This is a genomic window from Methylobacterium sp. 1973 (assembly GCF_040545035.1).
GTDB classification, from domain to species: domain Bacteria; phylum Pseudomonadota; class Alphaproteobacteria; order Rhizobiales; family Beijerinckiaceae; genus Methylobacterium; species Methylobacterium fujisawaense.
Genome location: NZ_JBEPLA010000007.1, coordinates 327,326 through 340,141, shown reverse-complemented (window position 1 = coordinate 340,141; position 12,816 = coordinate 327,326). Strand labels below are relative to the sequence as shown.

Sequence of the window (12,816 nt, the reverse complement as noted above, 5' to 3'; positions counted from 1 at the left end):
GATCTGGCGCGGGACCACGAGGTCCTGCTGACGATCGAGGAGGGCTCGCGGGGCGGGTTCGGCGCGATGGTGCTGCACCTGCTGTCGGAGACGGGGGCGCTGGACGCGGGCGGGGTCCGGGTGCGGACGCTGACGCTGCCGGACACCTACCAGGACCACGACAGCCCCGAGAAGATGTACGCCGAAGCCGGCCTCGACGCCAAAGCCATCGTCAAGGCGGTCCTCGATGCCCTGCCGGCGGCGTCCGGCAAGGCGGAGCCGGCCAGCAACGTGGTGAGCGTGCGCCGCCGTCCCCGCTGATCGCGCGTTTCGCGACGGCGCTCCGCCCCGCGCACCGCGTCCTGAGGGGCCGGAGCAGAGCGCAGGCCCCGAAGGCGCCTTCCGGAGGTCGCGCGATCTCCGGAGGGCGCCTGCGAGGCGGCTCCGCCGCACCCCAGGATGAGGGTGCGGCAGGGCGAACCCGCCTCCCTAGCCCAGCGCCTGCGCCACCGCCTTGCCGCAGGCCTGCGTGTCGGCGTTGCCGCCGAGGTCGCGGGTGCGCAGGGTCCGCTCGGACAGTACCCGTTCGATCCCGCTGACGATCTCCCGGGCGGCTTCGTGCTCGCCGAGATGCTCCAGCATCATCGCCCCCGACCAGATCTGACCGATCGGGTTGGCGATCCCCTGGCCGGCGATGTCCGGCGCCGAGCCGTGGACCGGCTCGAACACGGACGGGTGCACCCGCTCCGGGTTGATGTTGCCCGACGGCGCGATGCCGATCGTGCCCGTGCAGGCCGGGCCCAGATCCGACAGGATGTCGCCGAACAGGTTGGAGGCCACCACCACGTCGAACCGGTCCGGGTTCAGGACGAAATGCGCGGTCAGGATGTCGATGTGGTACTGGTCCCACCGGACGTCCGGATAGGACTCGGCCACCGCCTTCACCCGCTCGTCCCAGTACGGCATGGTGATCGAGATGCCGTTCGACTTCGTGGCCGAGGTCAGGTGCTTCTTCGGGCGCTTCTGGGCCAGCTCGAAGGCGAATTTCAGGATCCGATCGGTCCCGTGGCGGGTCATGATCGTCTCCTGCAGGGCGAATTCCCGGTCGGTGCCGGCGAACATCCGGCCGCCCGCGTTCGAGTACTCGCCCTCGGTGTTCTCGCGGACCACCCAGAAGTCGATATCGCCCGGCTTGCGGTCCGCCAGCGGGCACTTCACCCCCGGCATCAGCCGCACCGGGCGCAGGTTGGCGTACTGGTCGAATTCCCGCCGGAACAGGATCAGGGAGCCCCAGAGCGAGATGTGGTCCGGCACGCGCTCGGGCATGCCGACGGCGCCGAAATAGATCGCGTCGTGGGTCTCGATCTGCGCCTTCCAATCCTCCGGCATCATCCGGCCGTGCTGCTCGTAGTAGTCGCAGCTCGCGAAATCGAACCAGTCGAGCTGGAGCGAGAAGCCGTGACGCCTGGCCGCCTGCTCCAGCACGCGCACACCCTCCGGCACCACCTCCTTGCCGATACCGTCGCCGGGAATGACGGCGATGCGGTAGCGGCGGGACGGGCTGTTCGGGTGGCTGGGTTTTTCTTGGCCGGGCATGTGTCCTCCACGCATGTCGGAGATCGGGCTTTTGCGGAGCCCGGGTCGGAGATGTCAGGGTGATTGTTGCACCCGGGCGTGCGGTCAACACGCCGGCCTGACAATCAGTCGGTTTCGCCCGCCATCGCCCGGCGCTGGCGGTCGAGTTCCTCGCTGTAGCGCTTCAGCGTGTGGCTCTCGGTGAGCAGGCCCAGCACCTTGCGGCTCTCGGCACTCTCGACGACTGCGAGCGCCTCGCTCTCCGTGCGGTCGAAGGCGGCGGCGGCGTCCTTGGCGTTCATGCCCGGCGTGAGGAAATCGTCCCCATGGAGGAGCAGGTCGGCGAGCACGGGCTGCGCGTCGGCGCCGGAATCCCGGGACGCCGCGTGCGCCTCGGGCACGTTCACGATGCCGGCATAGCGCCCGCCCCCGTCCACGGCGATCACCCGAGAGGGCGAGCCGAGGGGATGGGCACGCAGGAAGGTGGGCAGCGGCGTATCCACCGCCACGGTCCCGGGATTGCGGCGCATCAGCCGGCCGACGGTGAGCGAGCGGATCCAGCCGACATCGTGGGGGCTGCGGATGCTCTCGCCGCGCAGGTGGAAGCGCCAGGTGGCGAAGGAGTAGCCGAAGGTCTTGCGCACGGTGAGCGAGGACGCGATCACCGCCGCCAGCACGACGCCGGTGATCGGCAGGCTGCCGGTGACCTCCAGCGCCAGGAACGTCATGGTCAGCGGGCCGCCGATGATCGCCACGGCCAGGGCGCTCATGCCGATCACCGCGTAGGCCAGGGGCGTGAGGCCGAAATCCGCGAGCGGCGGCACCAGGACGGGGGCGAGGGCGGCGAACAGCTTGCCGGCGATGGCGCCCAGGAACAGGGACGCGAAGAACAGACCGCCCCGGAACCCCGAGCCGATCGAGATCGCCGACGCCACCGCCTTGGCGGCGAACAGCCCGGCCAGGGCGGCGATGCCGTGTCCCTGCCCCTCGGCGGCGAAATGCATGTGCAGGGCGCCGTGACCGCCCGAGAGCACCTGCGGCGTTGCCAGCAGCGCCAGCGCGCCGACGCACAGCCCCCCGAAGGCGGGCGCCGCCACCCGCGGGACGCCCGAGGCCTGGACGAGGCGCTCGACCAGGGTGACCCCGCGCATGATCAGGATGCCGAGGCCCGCACAGACCAGCCCGAGGGCGAGGCTCGGCAGGATCTCCAGGCTGGTGACGTGCGAGGTCGTGACCGCCTGCATGTCTCCGAGATCGACGAGCGGCTGGGCCTCGATCAGCGACCGGGAGATCAGGTTGCCGCACAGGGCCGCGACGATCACGGGCGTCAGGGTGGCGATGGAGTAGGTGCCGATGATCAGCTCGAAGGCGTAGAAGGCGCCGGCGAGCGGCGCGCCGAAGCCGGCCGCGATGGCCCCGGCCGCACCGCAGCCCACCAGGGTGCGCAGGTCGCTGCGCCGCACCTCGAAGGCGATGCCGAGCCGCGAGGCGAGGCCGGAGGCGATCTGTGTGTAGCCGGCTTCGAGCCCCACCGAGGCGCCGGACCCGTTCGAGATGACGTTCTGGAGTGCGAGGTAGAGGCTGTCGCGCAGGGACATCCGGCCGCCATGCAGGGCGTTCGCCTCGATCGGGTCGATGGCGGGACGCTTGCGCGGGCCGCGGACGTAGTTGGCGGCGACGATCAGCAGGCCGAGCACGCCGCCGCCCAGGCAGGGGCCCACGAGGAGGAGCACCGGCGACACGGCATCGACGGCGCTGAGGCGCGCCCCCGCGGGCAGCTGGTAGAGCCCCTCGCGCAGGGTCTGGGTGATCCAGGTCATGGCGGAGACCGCCACGCCGGCGACGCAGCCCACCAGGGTCGCCAGGGCGACGAGGCCGCCCTCGCTCCGGCGAACGAGGCTGCGCAGCCGTCCGGGGGCCTGGATGAGGCCGATCCCGGCCCAACGGCGACGGGTCCGCCGGCTCGGCCGGACGGCCGATCGGGCCGGGACGTCGGCCGATCCGTCGCCGGGCGCCCTGCCCCCGCCGGCGCCCGCTGGCTGTCGCGCGCTCACGGTCCGCCTCTTCGCCTCCGGTCGGTTCGACTGGCGGGGCCGACGCGTCGACCCCGCCGTCGCAATTACAGCCGGGGTCGATCCCGTTGCAAACGGGCGCGTGCCGCAGGAGGGCTGCCGGCCCGGCGCGGGGGAGCCCGACGGCGCTATCCACGGAGTCGAAATCCCGTGCACACATCGCCTTGAAAACTGCCGCGGCCCACGATACACCCCGCGCCAGTGCCGCCGTAGCTCAGTTGGTTAGAGCACCAGATTGTGGATCTGGGGGTCCCCCGTTCGAGCCGGGGCGGTGGTACCATTCATTCAGTTCGACAGCGCAAGGGGTTGGCGGATCGCCGGCCCCTTTTGCTTGGTGGGATGCGTCCGGCGCCTCCCGGATCCGGCGTTCTCGCCGGACGAGCGTCTCGGGACGACCGCACAGCCCGGGCGATCCCGGCGGTCTCAGGCGTGGTTGGGCGCGGCGTGCGGGAGATCGTCCACCGCGCGCCGCGGATGGCCTAGCGCGACGGCGGATGCGGGGCGAGCTGGCCCGGGATGGACGCCATGGTGCAGCGGCAGCAGCCCGGCCTCGCATCACCCTCGAGGCGCCCCAGGCCGTCGGGAGAGTGGGGCACCCCCGCCCTCCGACCGGCAGCGGTGGCGACCACAGCCCGCGTCGGATATCGCTCGTCCGATCGGCCTCGCGGGCGCGCCTGCCGGATCGGACGGGCGCCGGATCGCGCGGTCGCCGGCCCCGGTGAGCCGACGGCCGATGGTCCGGCATGCCCAATCCGGCAGGCAGGGAGCCGCAGCACCACATGAGCGGACCGGACGTCCGACCGAACCCGTTCCGGCGTGCGCGCCCCATGCGAGATCCGAACCGATGCCCCTGATCGATCCCGCTCGCTCGCTTCTCCTGATTATCGACGTTCAGGTCCGGCTGATGCCGGTGATCGCCGACGGAGCCGGAATCCTGGCCAATACGGGCCGCCTCGCCGCCGCCGCGCATCGCCTCGACGTCCCGATCCTGGTCACCGAGCAGAATGCCGGTGGCCTCGGCCCCACCGTGCCGGAACTGGCGCCCGAGCCCGGGACGGCCTTCCCCAAGATGAGCTTCAGTGCCACCCGGGCGCCGGGCTTCCTCGAGCGGCTGCCCGCGGATCGGGACCTCGTGGTCACCGGCTGCGAGTCGCATATCTGCGTGCTGCAGACTGTTCTCGGGCTTCTCGAGGCCGGGCGCCGCGCCTGCGTGGTGTGCGATGCCGTGGGTTCGCGGCAGACGGAGAGCCGGGCGGCCGCGCTCACCCGGATGGCCGCCCACGGGGCCGAGATCGTCACCACCGAGATGGTGGTGTTCGAGTGGCTCGGCACGGCGCGCCACCCGCGGTTCCGCGAGATCATGACGCTCATCAAGTAGGCGCCGGCGCGGCTCCCGGCCCGCCGAGCCGGCATCCCCTTCGACGGTAAGCGGCCTAGGGACCGTCCAGGGCCGCACGGGTCTGCGCGTCGGGACCGATATCGTCGGCGCCGTTCATGCCCAGAACCTCGATTAGGCGCATCCGGGCGCGGCTGACCCGGCTCTTGATCGTGCCGACGGCGACGCCGCAGATCGCCGCGGCCTCCTCGTAGGTGAAGCTCTGGGCGCCGACCAGGACCAGCGCCTCGCGCTGAGCCGGCGGCAGACGGTTCAGAGCGCTCTGGAACTGCGCCATCTCCATCCGGATCTCCTGCTCCGGGAGGGCGCTGAGCCGCCCGGCATGCACGCCGTCGGCATCCTCAACCTCGCGCTTGCGCTTGCGCTGCTCGGAATAGAACAGGTTCCGCAGGATCGTGAACAGCCACGCGGTCAGGTTGGTCCCGCGGCGGAAGCTGGCGGCGTTGATCCACGCGCGCACCAGCGTGTCCTGCACGAGATCGTCCGAGCGGTCGAGGTCGTAGGTCAGCGAGAACGCGAAGGCCCGCAGGGCCGGGATCGCGCCCAGAAGGAGGTCGCGCATCTCGGCATCGGCCCCTACGGGCGCCGGACCGGATCCGCTCCCCGCGGGGGCGGCTTGCAGCATCAGGGTCATTGCGAGGCCTCCGTGTCGGAGCAGGCGGCGAGGTCGTCGAGCAGCGTCCGGAGCCGGTCCGGAATCGGCAGCGCCAGCACCCCGGCGTAGTGCAGGCGCAGGCCGCGCCCGATCCGGTCCCGCGCCGCGCCGTCGATCGAACGACCGGGCGCACCGGCCCGCCGCGCCGGGCGCGGCCCGACCGCGGCGCATCCCTCGGTCGCATCCGGCGCTCCGGCGGAGCCCGCCCTCGCCCGATCGTCCTCGTTCCCTGACATGGTCGCGCCCCCTGCCGTGCCCGATGCGGCCCCGGAGGCCCGGCCTCCGCCGGACCGGTCTCGGCGCGGCGGAGACGCATCTCATCGCTGTCCGGCAGGGCTGGTAGGCGCGACGGATTTAATCGGCTCTGAACTGCGCATTCATCTAATTTTAATTATCAAATGGCCCAGCTTGGGCCGAATTTTCAGGATATATACTCAGTTACAATTCAGAAATACTTGTTTTCAGCTTGGCTGTACCGAGGATGCGCGGAGGCACCTGAACGGACGCTGACCGCGCTCCGGGCCGCCTGTCCGACCGGGCGCGGTCTCGCTCCTCCCGAAGCCGAACGGGCCGCGACCAGACCCGTCCTGGCGCGCGCCGCGCGCGGGTGCGTCGACGGCAGACCCGATCCCGGGCTCCTTCCAGGGGGAGGCGATTCGGAGGGGTGCTGTCCCGACCGCTGCGTGAGGAAAGCGGTCGCCGCGCTCCGGGAGCAGGCCCAACCCACTCTGATCGTGCGGAAAACGTCTGGTGCCGGTGGAGAGGATCGAACTCCCGACCTTCGGTTTACAAAACCGCTGCACTACCGCTGTGCTACACCGGCTCGCGAGACGCTTGCTACCAGCCGCCGTGCCGCCGCTCAACCCGAGGGGCGCGAAGAATTGCGGCGGCCCGCCTCATTGGCCCGAGCGGCGGATCAGGCGCTTGAAGCGCTGGTCCGCGGTATCGAGGCGGTCGGCGATGCCGCGGCGGATGCACTTCCCAACGGAATCGCCGGCGTAGAAGCCGACCGTCTGGTCCTGGTATCGGCAGGCCTGGATCGGCGGCCAGGCCACCACCCCCGCGACGACCAGGAGCACGACCAGGCTGTCGACGACGAGCCAGCCCTTCCAGCCGAGCCGGAGACGGCGCCCCCGTTCGGGTGCCCGGCTCCCGCGGGGGGGACGGTTCGCCGCTTCGGGGCCGACCCGTGCCATGCGGGCGCGGAACTTCGCCTCCTCGAGGGCATCGGACGCACCTTCGGACGCGGCGGGAAGAAGCGGGCGGCTGGACATGGCGGACTCACGGGGAGCGGAGCAGAGCGCGGCGGCGCGACACGCCGAAGGTTCAGTTGATGAGCCGCTTCAGGAGGGCGAGGTTGTCCTGGATCGAGAGGACGCTGCCGAGCATCTCGTTGCGGGCGCAGGCACCGGCCCCGACGAGGCCGAGCCAGCCCGCCGCCGGACGGCCGCTGCAATCGGCGAAGCTGCCATACAGGAACAGCGCCGCCGGCACCGCAAGCACGGAAATCTTGACCAGCGAAGACAGCCGCCCGAAAAAGCCCTTGCGTGCCCGCTGCGGCTCGTCCCGATCCGCCCGCCAGGTCGCATCGTCCGGCTCCCAGGCATAGCGGTCCGCTTGATAGGCTGCCGCGTCGATGTCCCGGTCCCGGCGATACATGGCGAGGGCGTACTCGGTCTGATCCAGTCGGGAGCAGATTGGCACGCCTTCGTGAAGCTCAACCTAAGGGAAATGTTTAAGTTCGTCTGAACGGGTGGACTGTCCCGCCGGGCCGGTCGCCTCAGGCCGCCAGCGCCCGCTTCACCGTGGCGCGCAGATCCGCCAGGGAGAAGGGCTTGGTCAGGACATCGGTGACGATGGCATCGAGCCCCCGCGCGCGCTCGCGCTGATCGGCGAAGCCGGTCATCAGCAGGATGGTCAGGTCGGGGAAATCGCGCTTGGCCGCCAGGGCCAGCGCGATGCCGTCCATGAGCGGCATGCGGATATCGGTGAGCATCAGATCGAAGCCGCCGTCGGCCTCGTTGAGGCGATCGAGCCCGTCACTGCCATCGCTGGCCGTGACGACCGCATGGCCGTCGATCTCCAGCCCCCGCTTGAGGAAGCCCCGGACGGTCTCTTCGTCATCCACCAGGAGGATGCGCGCCATGTGGTCCCGTGATCGTCCCCGAAGCCCGCGAGCGCCCCGTCGCGATGATGCGGACGCCCAAACGTCGACAGACACAGGCGAATTTGCCGCCTGTCAAGACGTCGCACGTCGAATCGTCAATCCTGCCGTGCAGCGCGGCGAAAATGCCGCGCCGCGGCGTCTCGGTCAGGCATCGAACAGATCCGGGCCGCCATCCCCGTAATCGACCACGCCCACGAAGGGCAACTGCCGGAAGGCATGCGCGGCATCCATGCCGTAGCCGACGACGAAGACATCGGGGCAGACGAAGCCGACGAAATCCGCGTCGATCGTCACGGCGCGCTTGCCGGGCTTCTCCAGCAGCACCGCGGTGAGGACGCGCCGGGCGCCGCGGGCCATCAGCAGGTCCTTGGCGAAGACGACGGTGCGGCCCGATTCCAGGATATCGTCCACGAGCAGCACATCCCGCCCGCGCACCTCGCTCTGCACGTCGCGCAGGATCTCGACCTGACCGCTGGACACGGTCCCCGTACGGTAGCTCGACAGGTGCACGAACTCGACCTGCGGCGCGAGGCCGACCCGGTGGAGCGACCGGAGCAGGTCGGCCGCGAACATGAAGCTTCCCTTGAGCACGGCCACGACGAGGAGGTCCTCGGGCCCGGCAGCCAAAATCTCCTGGGCGAGTTCATCGTTGCGCCTGGCGATGGCCGCCTCGTCGAACAGGGTCCGGACGCGCCGTTCAGGGGTGCTCATCACTCGTATCCCGAAGCCCGTTCGCGGGACGGGATCCGCCACCGCACTGGAGAGGGTCTTAGCGTCCCGGGCGCCGTCGGGAAACTCCGGATCCGAAACGACGGCGGGCCGACATCAAGTCGCGCCCGCAGGACCCGCCGACGCCGGGAGCGTCAGGCCTCGGTTCCCTGCCGGAACGGGCGGAGCAGGCGGGTGAGCCGGCGCCGGCGCGGCGCGGCCGCGCCGGCATGCCGCTCGGCCGTCACGTCCGGCAAGGGCTCCGGTCGGGGCTCCGGTCCGGACTCCAGCTCGGACTCCAGGTCCATCCTCTCCGGCGCCTCCGCGGGCTCGACATGCCGCACCTGTTCCAGGACGTCCGCCACGATGCGGGGAATGGGGCGCTCGTGCTCCTCCAGCAGCAGCGACGCGGTCCAGAGGCGGCTGGCATTCGCCAGCGGCAGCGTTCCCTGGGTCAGGCGCTCCATCAGCATCCGATCGGCCAGCGACGCCGCCAGCGCGCTCACGATCTCGAGTTGATCCTGCTGTGTCGTGCTGTTCATGGCAGTCTTCACGCTCAGACGATATTCAATTCATGCGGTCGAGAGCGTAGGCGGACAAATTTGGCAATTCTATAACTCACACCAGAACCGGGGAATGCCCGCGAACAAAACCAGAGGACAACGAAACGACACGCCTTCCGGTCCCCTGCAGGAGCTGGTGCGCTGGGCGGTGCTGGCGGGCCTGGCCTGAGCCGGCCTTGAGGCAGGTCAAGGCCGGGATCCGGATCGCGCCCCATCCTGGCGGTCCCGAACCCGGACCGGCACGCCGCCGACGAACCCGCCGATCCAGCCGCCGATACACCTCATGCCTGCCCTGACCGACCTCATCTACGTGGTGGACGACGACGCGGCCGTCCTCCACTCCACCCGCTTCCTCCTGGAAAGCGAGGGCCTCCGGGTCGAGACCTTCGCGGACGGACCGGAACTGCTGGCCGCCTTCCCGGGGCCGAGCCCGGCCTTCGTCCTCCTCGACCACGTCCTGCCGGGGCTCGACGGCCTGGAAGTCTGCGCCAGGCTCCACGACCTCGATGCCCGCGTGCCCGTGGTCCTGATCACCGGACACCCCAACCCCGCCATCCGCGCCCGGGCCCGCGCCGCCGGGATCCCGCTGGTCGACAAGCCCCTCGCCTTCGACGCGCTCCTCGGGCTCCTCGCCCCGGACGCCGCCCGAGACACCGCCCGAGACGCCGCCCGAGAGGCCGCCCGAGAGGCCGCCCCGGCGCCACGCCCCGCGCCCCTCCCCCAGCCGGCCTGACCACACCCGGCGGAAACCAGACCGGCCAGAGCGAAATACGGCGCGCATCGGGCCGGCGCGCGAACACCCGGCGGAGGGCGGAACGGGTCGGCTGATCGACCTGCGGCCCGTCCTGCCACCCCCATCATGCCGCCCCCGTCCTGCCCCCACCGCAGCAGAAGCCATCGAGACGGGCGCGCTCGGAATGGCGCGGCGGTCCGGCCCCTCAGGCCGCCTTGGACACCCCCTCGGCGGAGGCCGCCTCGACGACCTCGTGCGACAGCGTGCGCGCCTCCGCTTGGTAGTCGGCCATGCTTCTGGTCAGGAACGCCGTCTGAAGCTCGAACGCATCCTTGAGCGAGCCGCATCGGGTGAGCGCGGCCAGATGGTCCGCCTGGGCCTGGAGACGGCAGCCCGTGAAGCGCACCGTCTCCGTGGCGATGCGCAGCGGCAGATCGACGGCAAAGGCGCGCCAGGCGCCGAAGCCTGTACCCAGGCCGGCCTTGATGGACTCCATCGGGTCGGTGGACGACGGTGCCTGAAGAGGCGTCACGGTCTCAGAAGCCATCGGGATCTCCTGTCTCGACATCCGGGTCACGAATGAAGTTCCGGCACGATCCGCATTGATTCAGATCAATATCTCAAATCCAATACAACTATTCGCTCAGATATTATTGAGAAAAACCCGACCGGACAGGTCGGACGCCGCCGGACGCGCCGCCCCGCGACCCGATCCAAGGCTCGGCGCCAGCTCCGGATTTCTCGGGCATCGCAGGCCGCGGCCCGTCCGCGCCCGCGGCTCGGTCCTCGACCCCTTGCTCCAGTCGCGAAGGGAGAATCCGACGCGACGCGTCGACAGCCGGACCGAGCCCGCGATGCCCAACGGCTCCACCGTCGTCCGCAGCCCCGTCCCGGTCGGTGCGCCGGCATCGCGGGGGCCGGAATCTGGCGTGGTCGCGCCCCACGGGCCTGGGCCCGGCCCGGTTCGACGGGGACGGTTTGATCCAACGCAAGGCCCGCGAGCCAGGCGGGCCCTAGCTCGGCGGCGCGGACGAAGGCACCCTCGACATGGCCACGGCGGCGGTAGGCTCAAGCGGAACAGGATGGTCGGCCGCCGAGTGGGGGACGCGGGTGCGAAGGTGGCTGGCGGTCCTGCCGCTGGCGGGCCTCTGCGCGGGCCTCCTGGCGCAGGCGCTCGGGCGTCCGGATTTCGCGACGGCGGCCTGGGCGTTCGCAACCCTGGCGGTCCTGGCCGTCCTCCTGACGCAGGTCGTGACGAGCTTGGCGCGCGGCGATGTCGGGCTTGACCTCGTTGCCCTTCTCTCGATGGGCGGCGCCCTCCTCCTGGGTCAGACGCTGGCCGGTGCCGTCATCGCCCTGATGTACGCGGGCGGCCAGTCGCTGGAGGCCTATGCCACGGGCCGGGCCGGGGCGGCGATGACGGCGCTGATCGCGCGCCAGCCGCGCACAGCCCTGCGCGAGGAGGGCGGTGTGTTGCAGGAGGTCGCCCTCGCGGCGCTGGTCCCGGGGGACCGGATCCTGGTCCGTGTCGGTGACGTCGTGCCGGTGGACGGGTGGGTCGCGGCGGGCCGGGCGGTGCTCGACCGGTCGAGCCTGACCGGCGAGGCGCTTCCGGTCACCCTCAAGGCGAACGAGCCCGTGCTCAGCGGCACGGTGAATGCCGGCACGCCGTTCACCCTCTTGGCGGAGCGACCTGCGGCCGAGAGCACCTATGCCGGGATCGTCCGCCTGGTCGAGGCCGCCCGCGCCCAGAAGGCGCCGATGGCGCGGTTGGCGGACCGCTACGGGCTCGGATTCCTCGCTCTCACGCTGGCTTTGGCCGGCGGCGCCTGGGCCGCCACGGGCGACCCGATCCGGGCCCTGGCGGTGCTGGTCGTCGCCACGCCGTGCCCGCTGATCCTGGCGGTGCCCGTCGCCCTCGTCTCGGGACTGTCGCGCGCAGCCGGCATCGGCGTGCTGATCAAGGGCGGCGGCGCGCTGGAGATGCTCGCCCAGGTGCGGGTCCTGGTGATCGACAAGACCGGCACCCTGACCCGCGGCTCCGCCCGACTCGCCGCCCTGCGAACCCTCGGCGCGCACGGGGAGGCCGAGGTCCTGCGCCTCGCGGCGTCCGTCGATCAGGCCTCGGGCCACCCGGTGGCGCGGGCCCTGGTCGAGGAGGCCCGGGGGCGCGGCCTGATCCTTCCGCAGCCCTCAATGGTCGCGGAATCCCCCGGCGAGGGGGCGAGCGGCCGGGTGGAGGGGCGGCTCGTCATCGTCGGAGGCGCGCGCCTGATGCGCCGGCACGGCATCGTCTTCCCGCCGGCGGCCGGCCCCCGACAGGCCGCGGCGGCGGCATCGACGGTCCTGGTCGCCGTCGACGGCACGCCGGCCGCGGTCCTGGACTTCGCGGACCCGCTGCGGACGGATGGCGGCCGGGCGCTCATGGACCTTCGCGCCTGCGGGATCACGCGCGTGGTGCTCGCGACCGGCGACCGGCGCGGCGTCGCCGAGGCGCTCGTCGCCGGCCTGCCCGTGGACGCCATCGTGGCCGACCTCGATCCGGCGGCCAAGACCGGCACCGTGGCCGCCGAGCGTCGGAACGGCCCCGTGATGATGGTGGGCGACGGGGTCAACGACGCGCCCGCGCTGGCGGCGGCCGATCTCGGCGTGGCCCTCGGCGCCCGGGGCGCGGCGGCGGCGGCCGAGGCGGCCGACGTCGTCCTGCTGGTGGACAGCCTGGCGCCGCTGCCGCAGGCGATCCACATCGCGAAGCGCGCCCGCGCCATCGCCCTCCAGAGCGTGTGGATCGGCCTCGGCCTGTCCCTCGCCGGCATGGTCGCGGCGGCGCTGGGCCATCTCTCGCCGCTTCAGGGGGCGCTCCTTCAGGAGGCCATCGACGTCGCGGTGATCCTCAACGCCATGCGCGTGCTCGGCGGCCCCCGGGACGGGCGCGAGCCGACGGCGGAGGCCGTGGGCCATCCCTGAC

14 protein-coding genes and 2 tRNA genes are annotated in these 12,816 nt (G+C 71.6%); 5 read left to right on the top strand and 11 right to left on the bottom strand.

Going from position 1 to position 12,816, the window contains the following annotated elements:
- A partial coding sequence (locus tag ABIC70_RS16465; protein ID WP_354440153.1) for a transketolase C-terminal domain-containing protein occupies positions 1-300 on the top strand: 300 nt, incomplete at its 5' end.
- 168 nt (positions 301-468) lie between these two features.
- Here the strand turns inward: ABIC70_RS16465 and ABIC70_RS16460 are convergent.
- Together ABIC70_RS16460 and ABIC70_RS16455 are read right to left on the bottom strand one after the other, a co-directional pair.
- On the bottom strand, positions 469-1,575 hold the full coding sequence (locus ABIC70_RS16460; protein ID WP_354440151.1) for a tartrate dehydrogenase: 1,107 nt from the start codon (positions 1,573-1,575) through the stop codon (positions 469-471).
- Positions 1,576-1,679: 104 nt separating this feature from the next.
- Positions 1,680-3,608: a chloride channel protein gene (locus ABIC70_RS16455; RefSeq protein WP_236961958.1), complete on the bottom strand. Its 1,929-nt coding sequence runs from the start codon at positions 3,606-3,608 to the stop codon at positions 1,680-1,682.
- 221 nt (positions 3,609-3,829) lie between these two features.
- Here ABIC70_RS16455 and ABIC70_RS16450 point away from each other — a divergent pair.
- Positions 3,830-3,906, top strand: a tRNA-His gene (locus ABIC70_RS16450).
- Between the two features lie 564 nt (positions 3,907-4,470).
- The gene (locus ABIC70_RS16445; protein ID WP_053611590.1) at positions 4,471-5,004 is read left to right on the top strand and encodes an isochorismatase family protein; all 534 of its coding nucleotides are present in this window, start codon (positions 4,471-4,473) and stop codon (positions 5,002-5,004) included.
- A 55-nt stretch (positions 5,005-5,059) separates the two neighbouring features.
- Here ABIC70_RS16445 and ABIC70_RS16440 read toward each other — a convergent pair whose 3' ends face one another.
- From ABIC70_RS16440 to ABIC70_RS16405, 8 genes are all read right to left on the bottom strand, one after another.
- Positions 5,060-5,656 carry a sigma-70 family RNA polymerase sigma factor gene (locus ABIC70_RS16440; protein WP_051044938.1) on the bottom strand — a complete coding sequence of 199 codons (597 nt, stop codon included), beginning with the start codon at positions 5,654-5,656 and terminating at the stop codon, positions 5,060-5,062.
- Positions 5,653-5,913 carry a NepR family anti-sigma factor gene (locus ABIC70_RS16435; protein ID WP_043354366.1) on the bottom strand — a complete coding sequence of 87 codons (261 nt, stop codon included), beginning with the start codon at positions 5,911-5,913 and terminating at the stop codon, positions 5,653-5,655. The genes ABIC70_RS16440 and ABIC70_RS16435 overlap by 4 nt, the downstream gene beginning before the upstream one ends.
- 512 nt (positions 5,914-6,425) lie before the next feature.
- Positions 6,426-6,500, bottom strand: a tRNA-Thr gene (locus ABIC70_RS16430).
- Between the two features lie 73 nt (positions 6,501-6,573).
- A complete protein-coding gene (locus tag ABIC70_RS16425; RefSeq protein WP_043354364.1) occupies positions 6,574-6,951 on the bottom strand; it encodes a hypothetical protein in 378 nt (125 codons plus the stop codon).
- A gap of 52 nt (positions 6,952-7,003) precedes the next feature.
- Entirely contained in the window at positions 7,004-7,381 is a 378-nt protein-coding gene (locus ABIC70_RS16420) for a hypothetical protein (protein ID WP_244447686.1), read from the bottom strand.
- A gap of 76 nt (positions 7,382-7,457) precedes the next feature.
- Positions 7,458-7,823: a response regulator gene (locus tag ABIC70_RS16415; protein ID WP_043354361.1), complete on the bottom strand. Its 366-nt coding sequence runs from the start codon at positions 7,821-7,823 to the stop codon at positions 7,458-7,460.
- Positions 7,824-7,988: 165 nt separating this feature from the next.
- Complete coding sequence (hpt, locus tag ABIC70_RS16410; protein ID WP_043354359.1) at positions 7,989-8,555, bottom strand: hypoxanthine phosphoribosyltransferase; 567 nt, start codon at positions 8,553-8,555, stop codon at positions 7,989-7,991.
- 152 nt (positions 8,556-8,707) lie between these two features.
- Positions 8,708-9,094, bottom strand: a complete 387-nt coding sequence (locus tag ABIC70_RS16405) for a hypothetical protein (RefSeq protein ID WP_043759265.1) — start codon at positions 9,092-9,094, stop codon at positions 8,708-8,710.
- 304 nt (positions 9,095-9,398) lie between these two features.
- On the opposite strand from ABIC70_RS16405, the gene ABIC70_RS16400 reads away from it, so the two are divergent.
- Positions 9,399-9,848, top strand: coding sequence for a response regulator transcription factor (locus ABIC70_RS16400; RefSeq protein ID WP_100794009.1), 450 nt, complete (start codon positions 9,399-9,401; stop codon positions 9,846-9,848).
- 205 nt (positions 9,849-10,053) lie between these two features.
- Here ABIC70_RS16400 and ABIC70_RS16395 read toward each other — a convergent pair whose 3' ends face one another.
- Positions 10,054-10,395: a phasin family protein gene (locus ABIC70_RS16395; RefSeq protein WP_043354355.1), complete on the bottom strand. Its 342-nt coding sequence runs from the start codon at positions 10,393-10,395 to the stop codon at positions 10,054-10,056.
- Positions 10,396-10,895: 500 nt separating this feature from the next.
- On the opposite strand from ABIC70_RS16395, the gene ABIC70_RS16390 reads away from it, so the two are divergent.
- Positions 10,896-12,815 carry a heavy metal translocating P-type ATPase gene (locus ABIC70_RS16390; RefSeq protein WP_354440146.1) on the top strand — a complete coding sequence of 640 codons (1,920 nt, stop codon included), beginning with the start codon at positions 10,896-10,898 and terminating at the stop codon, positions 12,813-12,815.
- The last annotated feature ends 1 nt before the right edge of the window (position 12,816 follow it).

What these genes read in the sequence shown, in the direction of transcription:
- ABIC70_RS16460 (WP_354440151.1), bottom strand. Translation starts at nt 1,575, where the DNA reads ATGCCCGGCCAAGAAAAACCCAGCCACCCGAACAGCCCGTCCCGCCGC.
- ABIC70_RS16445 (WP_053611590.1), top strand. Translation starts at nt 4,471, where the DNA reads ATGCCCCTGATCGATCCCGCTCGCTCGCTTCTCCTGATTATCGACGTT.
- ABIC70_RS16440 (WP_051044938.1), bottom strand. Translation starts at nt 5,656, where the DNA reads ATGACCCTGATGCTGCAAGCCGCCCCCGCGGGGAGCGGATCCGGTCCG.
- ABIC70_RS16435 (WP_043354366.1), bottom strand. Translation starts at nt 5,913, where the DNA reads ATGTCAGGGAACGAGGACGATCGGGCGAGGGCGGGCTCCGCCGGAGCG.
- ABIC70_RS16425 (WP_043354364.1), bottom strand. Translation starts at nt 6,951, where the DNA reads ATGTCCAGCCGCCCGCTTCTTCCCGCCGCGTCCGAAGGTGCGTCCGAT.
- ABIC70_RS16415 (WP_043354361.1), bottom strand. Translation starts at nt 7,823, where the DNA reads ATGGCGCGCATCCTCCTGGTGGATGACGAAGAGACCGTCCGGGGCTTC.
- hpt (WP_043354359.1), bottom strand. Translation starts at nt 8,555, where the DNA reads ATGAGCACCCCTGAACGGCGCGTCCGGACCCTGTTCGACGAGGCGGCC.
- ABIC70_RS16405 (WP_043759265.1), bottom strand. Translation starts at nt 9,094, where the DNA reads ATGAACAGCACGACACAGCAGGATCAACTCGAGATCGTGAGCGCGCTG.
- ABIC70_RS16400 (WP_100794009.1), top strand. Translation starts at nt 9,399, where the DNA reads ATGCCTGCCCTGACCGACCTCATCTACGTGGTGGACGACGACGCGGCC.
- ABIC70_RS16395 (WP_043354355.1), bottom strand. Translation starts at nt 10,395, where the DNA reads ATGGCTTCTGAGACCGTGACGCCTCTTCAGGCACCGTCGTCCACCGAC.
- ABIC70_RS16390 (WP_354440146.1), top strand. Translation starts at nt 10,896, where the DNA reads ATGGCCACGGCGGCGGTAGGCTCAAGCGGAACAGGATGGTCGGCCGCC.